Source organism: gamma proteobacterium symbiont of Lampromicra miyakona, assembly GCF_059730895.1.
Map to the genome: position 1 here is coordinate 3685010 of NZ_AP035932.1, position 14112 is coordinate 3699121.

The window sequence follows — 14112 nt, forward strand, 5'->3', positions numbered from 1 at the left end:
TGCGTAAACGCGTGTCGTACACCTAAAGTGTAGACGATGCAGTTTTTCGCCCGTCACGGCTGGCAGTAGCGGCGAAACAGCTGCGCCATGTAAGCGCTCATCGGCGTCAGCGCGGTGTCTTTACGCTGAATCAGATAAAAGGTGGCTTTCGGCAGCGGATCGTCGAGATCCAGCGCGATCAGCTGCCCGCCGTGCGTAGGGTCTTCAATCACGTCGCGCGAAATGATGCTGACAAAATCACTCTTCGCCACCAGGCTGGTGCAGGCCATAAAGGTCTCGCAGGTCACCGCGATTTTGGGTGCCATGCCGCGCTCACCGAACAGGTCATGCAGCAGTCGGTAATAACTGCCCTGCGGTGTCGGCATAGTCCAGTCGCAGTGCTGCAACTCGGCCAGCGAGCGCGCATGCGCCATCGGATGCCCTTTACGCATCACCACCTGATACTCGCGCTGCATCAGCCGCTCGAAAATTAGCTCCTGATCGAAGTGATGCCGGTCGTAGGTATTGATGGTGAAATCCAGCGCGCCCTGACGCAGTTCATGCACCATCGACACCAGCTGGCCCTCAACGATACGCACTTTCACCAGTGGATATTCACGATGAAACTGGGTTATCACCTGCGGCATCACGGTACGCGCAATGCTGCCGCCCACCCCAATATTCACTTTGCCACCGGCCAGACCGAGCCGCTGCTGGATATCCTCCTGCGCCACGCGCAGTTCCTCCAGCACCAGACAGGCATGACGAAAAAAGGTTTCACCGACATCGGTCAGCATCACGCCCTGCTGACGACGCTCGAACAGGCGCGCGCCCAGCGCCAGCTCCAGTTCCTGAATCGCTTTGGTTAACGCCGGCTGTGACAGGCCCGACAGCCGGCTGGCGGCGCGAATACTGCCCTGGCGCGCCACGTCAACAAAGGCGCGCAGCTGATGAAGTTTAAGATTGGCCGCCATGATCTGGTGATAACCGTTGTCTATCGGTCACAAGATATTCGCATCTTATGCGCCCTAATACCATTGTGTAGATTCGGTTGAATGCATAAAAAACCAACACTAAGGAACAGCCGATGAACACCCTTTCCGACCTCGTCAACGCGCGGATACCGCAGATGCAGACATGGCGCCGCGACCTGCACCAGTTTGCTGAATCCGGCTGGCTGGAGTTCCGCACCGCCACGCTGGTGGCGGAAGAGCTGCATCGTCTTGGTTATCAGCTGCAGCTGGGCCGTGAGGTGATTGATGCCGATGCGCGTATGGGTCTGCCGTCTGCTGAAGTGCTGGCGCAGCAGGAAGCGCGTGCGCTGCAGCAGGGCGCGTTGCCACAGTGGCTGCCCCACTTCTCCGGCGGTTTCTGCGGCGTGGTGGCGACGCTGGACACCGGACGTCCCGGTCCGGTGATGGGCTTTCGTGTTGACATGGACGCGCTCGACCAGACGGAGAGCGCCGCCGCCGATCACCTGCCGACGCGCGAAGGCTTCGCCTCGTGCAATCCCGGCATGATGCACGCCTGCGGCCACGATGGTCACACCACCATTGGCCTGGCGCTGGCGGGCGTGCTGATGGCGATGAAGCACCAGCTGAGCGGTCGAATAAAACTTATTTTTCAGCCAGCCGAAGAAGGCGTACGCGGTGCCAAAGCCATGGTGGCCGCGGGCGTGCTTGATGATGTCGATCTGTTCACCGCCATTCACCTCGGCACCGGCGTGCCGCCGGGCGAGATCGTCTGCGGCAGCGACAGCTTTCTCGCCACGACCAAACTGGACGTGCGTTTTACCGGGGTCGGCGCGCATGCCGGAGGCAAACCGGAAGAGGGACGCAACGCACTGCTGGCGGCAGCGCAGGCCACGCTGGCGCTGCACACTCTGCCGCAGCACAGCGGCGGCGTGGCGCGCGTTAACGTTGGTGTCTTACAGGCCGGCAGCGGACGCAACGTGGTGCCGGATGTTGCGCTGATGAAGGTGGAAACGCGCGGCGCGAGTAATCAGGTCAACGACGATATCTATCAGCAGGCGCTGCGCGTGATTGCCGGTGCCGCGGCGATGTACGGCGTTGAGCACGAGGTCACGCTGATGGGTGGCGCACGCAGCTGCACGCCGAGCCCGGCGTGGGTCAGTTTTATCCATCAGCAGGCCGAAGCGCTGGGTCTGTTCAGTTCGGTGATAGACAGCAAACAGCAGGCGGCAGGTTCCGAAGATGCCACCTACATGATGGAGCGCGTGCAGCAGCGCGGCGGCCAGGCGTCTTACGTCATCTTCGGCTGCGATCTGGCGGCGGGCCATCACAATGCGCGGTTCGACTTTGATGAAGCGGTGATGGCCACCGCCGTGCAGATGCTGGCTACGCTGGCGCTTAACCAGACGCAATTCGGCGGTGCCCGATGAGCGCACACGACTTTATCGATCGCTACATCGACCAGCACCAGGCGCGTTTCAGTGCCCTCAGCGATGCCATCTGGGACGTACCGGAAACCCGTTTCGAAGAGACGCAATCGTCTGCGCTGCTGGCCAATGCGCTGGTGCAGGAGGGGTTTGAGGTCGAGCGCGGCGTCGGCGGTCTCGACACCGCGTTTATCGCCTCAATCGGCCACGGCCAGCCGGTGATCGCCATCCTCGGCGAGTTTGATGCGTTGGCCGGCCTGAGCCAGCAGGCGGGCTGCGCCACGCCTGAGCCGCTGGTGGAAAACGGCAATGGTCACGGCTGCGGCCACAACCTGCTCGGTACCGCCGGCCTGGCCGCCGCTTTCGCCATCAAAGCCTGGTGGGCAGAACAGGGCGGACGCGGCACGCTGCGCTTTTACGGCTGCCCTGGTGAGGAGGGCGGCTCGGGTAAAACCTTCATGGTGCGCGAGGGGCTGTTTGATGATGTCGATGCTGCCGTGACCTGGCACCCGGAAGGCTTCAGCGGCATGTTCAACCTCAGCACCCTCGCCAATATTCAGGCGGCGTTTCACTTCAAAGGCGTGGCAGCGCATGCCGCTAACTCGCCGCATCTCGGGCGCAGCGCGCTGGACGCGGTGACGCTGATGAACACCGGCGCGAATTTTCTGCGCGAGCACATCGTGCAGGAGGCGCGCCTGCACTATGCGGTCACCCAAACCGGCGGCGTATCGCCCAACGTGGTGCAGGCCGATGCCGAAGTGCTGTACCTGATTCGCGCGCCGCAGCTCGACCAGGCCCAGGATATCTACCAGCGCGTGATCAACATCGCCAAAGGCGCAGCGCTGATGACCGATACGCAGATGACGGTACGTTTTGATAAAGCCTGCTCCAACTATATGCCCAACCGCGCGCTGGAAGCGGTGATGGAACGTAATTTGCACCATTTTGGTCTGCCGCACTACAGCGCGCAGGAACAGGCGTTTGCGGCAGAGATCCGCGCCACGCTGAGCAAAGACGATCTGCGTAACGCGCGACTGAATGCGGCGCGCACCGGTGGCGAAGCGGGTATCGCCTGGGCTGAGGCGCTGGGGGATAAAGTGCTGATGGATGAGGTAGCGCCGTATGCGGTCACGCGCGAGTTGCTGTACGGCTCAACCGACGTTGGGGATGTGAGCTGGGTAACGCCGACGGCGCAGTGTTTTGCCCCCTGTTTTGCCTTCGGCACGCCGCTGCACACCTGGCAGCTGGTGGCGCAGGGCCGCACGCCGATTGCCCACAAAGGGATGTGCCTCGCCGCCAAAGTGCTGGCCGCCACCGCGCTGACGCTGTTGCACGATGATGCCGCGCTGGCGCGTTGTCGTGAAGAGTTTGACCGCGTGCGCCGCGAGCAGCCGTACGTGTGCCCGATTCCGGCCGGCGTGCAGCCATCGACATTAGCATCCTGAGTTCAGCAACGCATTACGCCAGGTGCGCATAAATGCGCACCCTACGGGACGTATTGCGACCGATCTGCAACGCAGTAACCGGGTGCGTGACCGGTGGTCACCGCTCCTTACCGTGTAGGGTAGCCATTTATGGTGACCTGGTACCAACGCATCACCATTAAAAAAATATAAGCATTACGCAAACATAACTGACAAGACGACTCATGAGGATCTACCGATGGAAGTGATGACTGAAAATCGCAGCCCCGGCAAGCTGTTCAGCTGGATTGAGCGGGTCGGCAACAAAGTGCCCAACCCGTTCTTACTGTTTGTCTACCTGATCGTGGTGCTGATGATCGCCACCGCGCTTCTCAGCAGCCTTGATGTAGCTGTTAAAAATCCCGCCAATGGCGAACTGGTGCGGGTCAATAACCTGCTGAGCGTGGCGGGCATTCAATGGATCCTGCCCAACATCATCAAAAACTTTAGCGGCTTCACCCCACTGGGCTCCATTCTGGCGCTGGTGATCGGGGCCGGCCTGGCGGAAAAAGTCGGGCTGCTGCAATCGCTGATGGTGAAGATGGCGTCACGCGTCAGCCGTCGCTACGCCAGCTATATGGTGCTGTTTATCGCGTTCTTCAGCCATATCTCTTCCGACGCCGCACTGGTGGTGATGCCGCCACTCGGCGCGCTGATCTTCCTTGCCGTCGGGCGTCATCCGGTGGCGGGTCTGCTGGCGGCGATTGCCGGCGTCGCGTCGGGTTTTACCGCGAATCTGCTGATCGTCACCACCGACGTACTGCTCTCCGGCATCAGTACCGAGGCCGCCAAAGCGGTCAGCGACACGGTCCACGTCAGCGTGATCGATAACTGGTTCTTCATGGCCAGCTCGGTCATCGTACTGACCGTGGCCGGCGCGCTGCTGACCGATAAATTTGTCGAGCCGCGCCTGCCCGTCTGGAACAGCGGCCACCACGATCGCCTGCCACCACTGACGGCGCAGGAGAATCGCGGCCTGAAGGCGGCCGGTCTCGCCGCGCTGATGTTCATCGGCGTGATGGCGCTGCTGGTGGTGCCGGAGCATGCGCCGCTGCGCAACCCGAAAACCGGCGGGATCATCCCTTCGCCGTTTATTCAGGGCATCGTGCCGATCATCATCCTGTTCTTCTTTGTGGTGGCGATTGCCTATGGCGCGGTGACGCAGCAGATTCGCCGCGCTGACGACATCCCCCGACTGCTGGTGGATCCGATGAAGAGCATGGCCGGTTTTATCGTCATGGTGTTTCCGCTGTCGCAGTTCGTGGCGTTCTTTAACTGGAGCAACATGGGCAAGTTTATGGCCATCGGCCTGACCGATATGCTGGAGAGCGCCGGCATCAGCGGTGCGCCGGCCTTTCTCGGCCTGATGTTCCTCTCGGCGTTTCTGTGCATGTTTATCGCCAGCGGCTCGGCGATCTGGTCGATCCTCGCGCCGGTGTTTGTGCCGATGTTTATGCTGCTCGGCTTTCACCCGGCGTTTGCCCAGATGATTTTCCGCATCGCCGATTCCGCCGTGCTGCCGCTGGCGCCGATGTCGCCGTTTCTGCCGCTGTTCCTCGGTTTCCTGCAGCGCTATCAAAAAGACGCGCAGCTCGGCACCTACTACGTGCTGATCTTCCCGTATCCGCTGGTGTTCTTTGTGACGTGGATCGCGCTGCTGCTGGTGTGGTATCTGCTGGGCCTGCCCATCGGTCCGGGCGTTTATCCGCATCTGCCCTGACCTGGCGCCATGGACGGCGTACCGCTTTCTGTGAACTGCAACGCACGTTGCCAAAATGTCACCGCTGCGCCTCTCGGCAACCCCGGACGAATTGATTATTCTGCTATTTCTTCGCTTGCTAACGGTTAATGATTTCTGACAAACCACCACCGGGCGGATCCTGCAAACACCGAGGTAACAATCATAATGACAACCACCTATTCGACAGGGGTGGCGACCGATCGCATCGCTACCGAACGCCAGACGCTGGCCGGGCGCATCGACGCCCTGCCCTCTTCCGCCGGGCTGTGGCGCTTTATTACGCTGCTGGCGCTCGGCGGCTTCTTCGAGCTGTACGATCTGTTTGAAACCGGCTACATCAGCGCCGGGCTGGTAGCCGCAGGCGTGTTCCACACCGGCGCCGCGGGCGTGTTTGGTATCGCCGATCAGGCGGCGTTCGCCTCGGCGACCTTTCTCGGCCTGTTTGTCGGTGCCAGCCTGCTGACGCCCTATGCCGACCGCTTCGGCCGTCGCCTGACCTTTATGTGCGCGCTGGCGTGGTACGGTGCGTTCTCACTGCTGATGGCGTTCCAGCACAGCGCGGAGATGATTATTCTGTGCCGCTTCCTGGTCGGTATCGGTCTGGGCGTCGAGCTGGTGACCATCGATACCTATCTGTCGGAGTGGGTGCCAGCCCATCTGCGCAGCCGCGCGTTTGCCTTCTCTTTTTTCATTCAGTTCCTGTCGGTGCCGACGGTAGCGCTGATGTCATGGTGGCTGGTACCGCAAACCCTGCTCGGCCTCGAAGGCTGGCGCTGGGTCGTGATCGCCGGTGCGCTGTGCTCGCTGGTAATCTGGTTTATCCGGAAAAACCTGCCGGAGTCGGCGCGCTGGCTGGCGCAGCAGGGGCGGCATCAGGACGCGCACCGGGTGCTGAGCGAGATGGAAAAACGCTGCGGCATCACGCCGGGAGACGATTTCTCTCAGCGTGATGCGGCGGTACAGCTGCCGAAAAAAGGGCGTTTTAGCGAAATCTGGGCACCGGCTTATCGCCAGCGTACGCTGATGCTGGTGGTGATGAACTTCTTCCAGGCAATTGGCTTCTTCGGCTTCGGTAACTGGCTGCCGGCGCTGCTGTCTGGCAAGGGGGCCACCGTTACCCACAGCCTGCTGTACGCCTTTTTCATCACGCTGGCCTATCCGCTCGGCTCGCTGATCTGCAGCCGCTACGCCGACCGGCTGGAAAACAAATGGCAGATCGTTTTTTCATCGCTGATGACGGTGGTGTTCGGCACGCTGTTCGCGCTGACCAGCAATCCTCTGCTGATGGTGGTGTGCGGTTTCCTGATCACCTATAGCAACGCCTGGCTGACCTTCAGCTATCACGCCTATCAGACCGAGATCTTCCCGACGCACATTCGTGCGCGCGCCGTTGGCTTCTGCTATTCGTTCAGCCGGCTGTCGACCGCTTTCAGCAGTATTCTGATTGGCCTGATTCTGCAGTATGCCGGCAGTCAGGGCGTGATCGTGTTTATCGTGCTGAGTATGCTGATGGTGATGCTGTCGGTCGGGATTTACGGGCCGAAGACGCGGGGGCTGGATCTGGAGAACATTTAAACCGGACGGGCGCAAGGTGGGCGGCGGCCGGTTCAGCCCGGCAATGCGCCCCCTTTGTAGCGGCACGATTCATCGCGCGATAAATTGCGCCGCTACGTCCTGGTGCAAACTTTTGGGGGGCGTTTCCGCCCCCGCCAGATTTACACCAGTTCGGTTTTCACCCCTTCCTGGATCAGCACGTCGGCATCGACGCCGCTGTGGCTGTAAACCTGATACTTCACGCCAGCCACCGTGGTGCTGCCCTGCTGTTTCACCCAATCGCCCACGTCACCGCCGTCGCCGAGGATGTCATCCAGTTTTACCACGTCCTGCGCATCGCCTTTGAACAGCAGCTGGGTTTTGCCGTCTTTCACGAACAGATCCTGACTTCCAACCTGCAGGATATCGTCAACCGCTACGCTCAGGACGTTTTTGCCGTGACCCGTCATATCGATGGTGCTGCCCTGCTTGCCCTGCGCCAGCACATCGCTCAGGGAAACGGCGAATTCATCGCCCAGGGTGATGACGGCAGGAACATCAAAGGTAGTGATACCGACATGATCGTCATGCATGCCCCATTCAACGTCACTGATGCGCACGCCGCCCGGATTGTTCACCGAATCCACTTCTGCCGGATTGACGCGCACCACGGCTGAACCGATCAGCTTACCGGCCGGGGCGTGGTACTCGACAATGTCGCTTCGCAGGGTGCCAGGGTGCGCCTTCAGCTCATAGCTGTGCAGCAATTTACCTTGCGTGTCATAGAAATCGATGTAATTGCCTTTGCTGTGCACATAATCCGATTTCAGCACCACTTTCTCCGCCACGCCGTCGAAATCCAGCTTCATCTGGCCGCCACGGCCAACAATGATTTCGCCATGCTTCAGCGTTTTTTGCTCGCCGCCGATATTCGGTCCTTTAATCAGCGTCATTTTCAGACTGTCGTCGATGGTATAACTGACCCCGGTTTTAAAATCGATATAGCGCGGATGACCGTTAGCATCTTTCACCAGATCAGGTTGTCCACGAACCCGGCTGATTTCTTTAACCCCGATGTTATCGATAGCGAAATCGTTGCCGTTACCGTTATTAACCTCATTGGTTACCGCCACGCGAACCACTTCTGTTTTGCTGGCGGTATACAGTCCGCTGAAATGATTCCAGGCAGCATCCAGGCCCATGTTGGGAATCACTTTCTGTCCATTAACGTCCAGACCGATTTTCGGTTTCAGGCTACCGCCAGGAATACGGTAGCCATCAAAATCGAACTGGTAGGTTTTACCCGCTTCGACCTGAATATAGCGATAAACCACTTCTCCTTTGAACCCGTTGGTGTTTGAACCGTTGGTCATGGAACCCAACTCATAAGAGGAATTGCCTCCGCTCCAGCGCTTAACCCCGATGTTGTCATTTTTGTGATACAGACCGCTGGCGATCCAGCCCTGCTGGGTGCCGTCGTTGAAATTCCACACTAGCCCCTTGTGATCGACCTTCGGCGGATCGACATTGATCTCCAGCAGAAAGGTTGGCGCATTCACATCACGAATGGCGCTATCACTGACCTGAAATTGCGTCAGCCCTTTCCACGGCGAGCGATCGTAAGACTGGTAGCTCCAGTTACCCGTAGCATCCGCTGTGACCGAGTCCATTAATACCCAGTGGCCCTCAATATGGCAGCCGAAGATGTACACCACCTTATTGGGTGCAGACGTGCCTTTCAGGGTTGGCGTCATATCATCGGTGATATCACCGCTTTTCAGCTGGCCCTGCTTTGGTCCGCTGTCATCCCACGCAGAAATAATCTCTGTCTTGCCGGAGATTATCGTCAGGTCGAAAACATCGGCGGCGGCGTCACGCACCGGGCTGTCTGAGACCTGGAACTCATATTTGCCAAAGCCGCCGCGTAACGCGCGCACTTCGCTTTGCCAGTGACCATGAGCATCCGCAACGGCGCTGCCGAGCGTCACCCATACCCCGTTCACGTGACGGGCATAGATATAAACCACGCTGTTTGCTGCAGCATGGCCTTTCAGCGTTGGCGTCAGGTCATCAGTGACATCGCCCTGATGCAGCACGCCGGTCTGCGCGCCAAAATTATCCCAGGCAGAAACGATACCGGGTTTTTCCGGCACCATGTTGAGACTGAACACCTCGGCGCTGGTGTCGCGATCGGGGGTTTTGGCAGCCTGAAACTCATAAGTGCCGTATCCCCCGCGCAGCGCGCGCACTTCCGTTATCCAGTTGCCCCAGGCATCGGCCTTAACACTGCCTAATACCACCCAGTGGCCATCAATATGCCGCGCATGGATATACACCATGCTGTTGGCTTCGGCTTTGCCCTGCAGCGTCGGCGCCATGTCATCGGTGATGGCGCCGTTGATTAATTTGCCCTGCTCGGGCCCGACATTATCGTGCGCCGCGTTGATGGTGGGCTTCAGGCGGGTGCCGTTGTCTGACACATACAGGTCGAACAGCGGCGCAGCGGGATCGCGCGTCGGGCTGTTACTGGCCTGGAAGTGATACGGGCCGGCCCCGCCATCCAGTCGGGCGATTTCCACCTGCCAGTGGCCAAAGGCATCCGCCTGGGTGCTGCCTTTCAGCCACCAGCTGCCGTTTTCGCGTGTGGCATACACGTAGACGATACTGTTGGCTTCCGCCGTGCCTTTGAGCGTGGGGGTGAAGTCATCGGTCAGCGCGCCGTTTTCCAGTTTGCCCTGTGCCGGGCCAAAATTATCCAGCGCATACTCAATCTTCACCGGCGCGGTGGGCACCACCGTATAGGTAAACGGCTCGCTCGCATCGCTCAACTCACCACGGTTATTTTGTGCGCGGGTAGTAATGGTGTTTTCACCGTAGCCCAGCAGATCAACGTTGCTCTCCCAGCGCCACTGCCCGTCAATCACCGGTGCCACGCCGACGCGTACCCCGTTGACGTAGATGATGACGTTTTCTGCGTCCAGCGGCGCGTTGCCGCTCAGGCGCGGGCTGCGATCGTCGCTTGCGCTACCGGCTTTGATCACACCGGTGTTCACCCCTTCATTATCAAACACTTCCAGCAGCTGCGGCTTGTCGATGCGCGGCGAATTGACGTAAAGCGTATAGACCGGGGAATCAAAACTTACCTGACCGAATTTATCGGTGGCGGTGCCATACAGGCGCTGCTCACCGTCGTTCAGTTCCGGTGTAATGGTCCACTGACCGTTTTTCGCCGCCTGCACGCTGCCAATCAGCACGCCGTTGCTGTACAGGCGGACAATGCTGTCCGGCTCGGCATAACCGGAAATGGCTGGCGTTTTATCATCGGTGAAGCCTTTGTTGCCAACCGGGCCCTGCACCGGTCCGAAATCATCCAGTACGCGCATAATTGCCGGCATATCGGGCGGGCTGAGATCGACTTCCAGCCGCGTCTGGAACGGAATCCCGGCGTTGCCGGCCCGGTCGAAAAAGCGCACGGTGAGATTGTGGCTCCCCTCTTCCAGCCGCAGCGGCAGCTGATACTCCCAGCTGCCATCGGCCTGAACCTGGGTGGTAAACAGCTGGCCGTTAATGGCAAATTCGATATAGCTGACGCTCTTATCCTCAATCACCCCTTTCCAGTACTGATAAGGTGAATTGACGTAGTTCTCCTGCCCCGGTTTGGTCGGGTCGTAATAGCCTACAGACATATGGTCATCCTTTTCGCCAGAGTTAATATCGTTAAAGTAACGCTTAATAAGCGGCAGGGATTTTTAAACGCAGGGGAAGGAATCTCTTACAAGAAACGTCTGAAAGGAAAATCTAAGATAATGAATTTTAGTGGGATTTTTCGCACCCTTCAGGCCATGAACCGCGCCATGACCTGAAGGAAATGCTTAAGACAGACTTACTGCTTTTCCAGCACCCGGATATCCGCGCTGCCCTGTTTTGGCTGCACGCTGTCATCCTGGCGCAGTTTCGCCACCTGTTTCGCCGTGACTTTGGTCTGCACGCCGTTGCCCCAGCTGCTGCGGATAAAGTTCACCACATCCGCCACCTGACTGTCGTTCAGACGCCAGCCAAACGCCGGCATGGTGATCGCGGTCGGTGCGCCTTGCACGCCCGGCAGCGTGCCGCCGACCAGTACGATGTGAATCAGCGACGTCGGATCCTCTGCCATCACCACCGGATTCCCGCGCAGTGCCGGGTAGAAGCGTTGATAGCCGCTGCCGTCGGTTTTATGACACGCCGCACAGCTGTCGACATACACGCCGGCACCCGGCTGGCTGTCGTCACCTTTCCACAGCGCCCGGGCCACTGCGTCATCCTCACGGAACACCGCCTGAGACGGATCTTTCGCACCCAGCGATTTCAGGTAACGGGCAATCGCGCTGATATCCGCATCGCTGAGATACTGCAGGCTGTGCTGCACCACCTCGGTCATGCCACCAAACGCCGCCGTGTGATCGTTACGGCCATAGCGCAGGAACTGCTGCAGATCCGCTTCGCTCCAGCGCCCCAGGCCATCGCGGTTGTCACCGCGCAGGTTGCTGGCGGTCCAGCCGTCAATCGGCGCGCTGCTGCCGGCAAGATAATCATTGCCCTGGCCGTTATTCAGCGCCTTCTCCTGCATGGTGAAGCTGCGCGGTGTGTGGCAGGCACCACAGTGGCCCAGCCCTTCCACCAGATAGCGACCGCGCGCCAGCGCCGGATCTTCCTGCGCGGCCGGCTGAAACGCCTTCACATCTGGCGCAAACAGGCCGCGCCAGATCGCCAGCGGCCAGCGCATCGACAGCGGCCACGGAATGTCGCTCTCTTTGTTAGCCTGCGCCACCGGTGCCACGCCGTGCATGAAGTAGGCATACAGCGCCTTCATGTCGTCATCGCTGACCACCGCATAAGACGGATAGGGCATCGCCGGATAGAGCGTGTCGCCATTCTTCGCCACGCCATGACGCACCGCTTTCTGGAAGTCGTCATAGCTGTAGTCACCAATGCCGGTTGCCTTATCCGGCGTGATATTGGTGGAGTAGATGGTGCCAATCGGCGTCGCCATCGCCAGTCCGCCGGCAAACGGTTTACCGCCTGCGGTGCTGTGGCAGGCGACGCAGTCACCGGCGCGCGCCAGATACTCACCGCGCTGCACCAGCGTATCGGCGGCGGTGTCCTCCGCCAGCGCGGCGAACGACAGGGTGCCCAGCAACAGGGCTGTTAAACTTTTGATCATCGCCATGTTCCTTATGCCTGTACCAGCGGGCCGGGGTTCTTCAGATACTGTTCACGAATCGCTTTGGCGGACCAGTAGCTCAGCGCCGCCACCATGCCGGTCGGGTTGTAGCCCAGCCCCTGCGGGAAGGCAGAAGCGCCGGCGACAAACACGTTAGGCACATCCCAGCTCTGGAGATAGCGGTTCACCGCGCTGGTTTTAGGATCTTCACCCATGATGGCGCCGCCGCTCATGTGCGTGGTCTGGTACACGGTGGTATCGAAATGGGCACCCGGCCCTTTCGCGCCGCCAATGATCATCTTCGGATTCATCGCTTCAGTGATTTTGCGCATCTTGCCGATCATGAACTGCGCCATTTTGATGTCGTTGTCCTGCCAGTCAAAGGTCATACGCAGCAGCGGCTGGCCGTAAGCATCTTTGTAGTTGGGATCGAGATCGAGGTAGTTAGCGCGATACGACTGGTGCGCGCCGTGCGCATCCATCGACACGTGATGGTTATAGGTATCCGCCACCGCCGCTTTCCACTGGCTGCCCCAGTTCGGCGTGCCTGTTGGCGTCGGCAGGCCGGAGATCGGCTTGGTGCCCGCCTGGTTGACCCAGAACGGTGAACCGCCGACAAAGCCGTACGGACCATGGTCAAAGTTATCGGCGTTGTAATCATCCACCGCCACGCCGGCGCCACCGGCACCGATGAACGGATTGGTGGTGGTGTTTTTATCAAACAGCGCCTTCAGCGTGGAGATGTTCTGGTAGGCAAAGTTACGGCCGACCACGCCCTCGTTGCTGATAGGGTTGTACGGCTTGCCGATGCCGGACAGCAGCATCAGGTGCACGTTGTGGAACTGGAAGGCGGAGAGGATCACCAGATCCGCCGGCTGCTCCACTTCACGTCCCTGACCGTCCAGATAGGTCACTCCGGTCGCGCGTTTTTTATCGTCGGTCAGATTGACGCGCAGCACATACGCGTTGTTGCGCAGCTCAAACTTCGGCTCCTGGCGCAGCGCGGGCAGAATGTTAACGTTCGGCGACGCTTTGGAGTACATGTAGCAGGCGTAGCCGCTGCAGTAGCCGCAGAAGTTGCACGGCCCCATCTGCGCGCCGTAAGTATTGGTGTAAGGACCGGAGGTGTTGGCCGACGGCATATCGTAAGGATGATAGCCCACCGATTCCGCCGCCTGGGCAAACAGCTGTGCCGACCAGGTGCGCTTCTGCGCGGGCAGCGGGAAGTCGCTGGAGCGATCCGGCGCATACGGGTTGCCGCCTTCTTTGCCCACCACTTTGCCCTTGATTGACCAGGCGCTGCCGGAGGTGCCGAACACTTTTTCCGCCTGATCGAAGAACGGTTCCAGCTCGTCATAGCTGACGCCGAAATCCTGAATGGTCATGCCTTCCGGGATAAAGTTTTTACCGTAACGCTGCTCGTAGTGACTGCGCAGGTTCAGCTCGACCGGGTCGACGCGGAAGTGCACGCCCGACCAGTGCAGGCCGGCGCCGCCGGTGCCGGTGCCCGGCAGGAATGCCGCCAGCTGACGATACGGTACGGCGGTTTGTGAGGCATCGTGACGGATAGTTACGGTGCTTTTTGACAGATCCTGGAACAGCTTTTTGCGGATGTTATAAGTCAGTTCATCAATGGACTGTGGATAGGATCCATCCGGATAGGTATCTCGATGCGGCCCACGCTCCAGCGCCACCACATGCAGACCTGCCTCGGTCAGCTCTTTCGCCATGATCGCCCCGGCCCAGCCGAAACCGACGATCGCCACATCCACTTTTTTTAACGCATTTGCCACGG

At 59.6% G+C, this 14112-nt stretch carries 8 protein-coding genes; 4 read left to right on the forward strand and 4 right to left on the reverse strand.

The window, feature by feature from the left end; translation table 11 throughout:
* Window positions 1–53: 53 nt before the first annotated feature.
* Window positions 54–953: a LysR family transcriptional regulator gene (locus tag AC6I8P_RS17430; protein ID WP_058770043.1), complete on the reverse strand. Its 900-nt coding sequence runs from the start codon at window positions 951–953 to the stop codon at window positions 54–56.
* A 113-nt stretch (window positions 954–1066) separates the two neighbouring features.
* Between AC6I8P_RS17430 and AC6I8P_RS17435 the strand changes: the two genes are divergently transcribed.
* The 4 genes from AC6I8P_RS17435 to AC6I8P_RS17450 all read left to right on the forward strand — a co-directional run bounded on the left by AC6I8P_RS17435 (window position 1067) and on the right by AC6I8P_RS17450 (window position 7156).
* Window positions 1067–2380 carry an amidohydrolase gene (locus AC6I8P_RS17435; protein WP_498030838.1) on the forward strand — a complete coding sequence of 438 codons (1314 nt, stop codon included), beginning with the start codon at window positions 1067–1069 and terminating at the stop codon, window positions 2378–2380.
* Window positions 2377–3822: a M20 family metallopeptidase gene (locus tag AC6I8P_RS17440; RefSeq protein WP_498030839.1), complete on the forward strand. Its 1446-nt coding sequence runs from the start codon at window positions 2377–2379 to the stop codon at window positions 3820–3822. The genes AC6I8P_RS17435 and AC6I8P_RS17440 overlap by 4 nt, the downstream gene beginning before the upstream one ends.
* Window positions 3823–4039: 217 nt before the next feature.
* Window positions 4040–5560 (forward strand): p-aminobenzoyl-glutamate transporter, encoded by a 1521-nt coding sequence (gene abgT / locus AC6I8P_RS17445; protein WP_058774913.1) that lies wholly within the window; start codon window positions 4040–4042, stop codon window positions 5558–5560.
* A 186-nt stretch (window positions 5561–5746) separates the two neighbouring features.
* The gene (locus AC6I8P_RS17450) at window positions 5747–7156 is read left to right on the forward strand and encodes an MFS transporter (RefSeq protein WP_262264508.1); all 1410 of its coding nucleotides are present in this window, start codon (window positions 5747–5749) and stop codon (window positions 7154–7156) included.
* A 140-nt stretch (window positions 7157–7296) separates the two neighbouring features.
* On the opposite strand, the gene AC6I8P_RS17455 is transcribed toward AC6I8P_RS17450, so the two are convergent.
* From AC6I8P_RS17455 to AC6I8P_RS17465, 3 genes are all read right to left on the reverse strand, one after another.
* The gene (locus AC6I8P_RS17455; RefSeq protein WP_498030840.1) at window positions 7297–10800 is read right to left on the reverse strand and encodes an Ig-like domain-containing protein; all 3504 of its coding nucleotides are present in this window, start codon (window positions 10798–10800) and stop codon (window positions 7297–7299) included.
* A gap of 197 nt (window positions 10801–10997) precedes the next feature.
* Complete coding sequence (locus tag AC6I8P_RS17460) at window positions 10998–12317, reverse strand: c-type cytochrome (protein ID WP_481657985.1); 1320 nt, start codon at window positions 12315–12317, stop codon at window positions 10998–11000.
* 11 nt (window positions 12318–12328) lie between these two features.
* Window positions 12329–14110, reverse strand: coding sequence for a GMC family oxidoreductase (locus AC6I8P_RS17465; protein ID WP_481657986.1), 1782 nt, complete (start codon window positions 14108–14110; stop codon window positions 12329–12331).
* Between the last annotated feature and the right edge of the window lie 2 nt (window positions 14111–14112).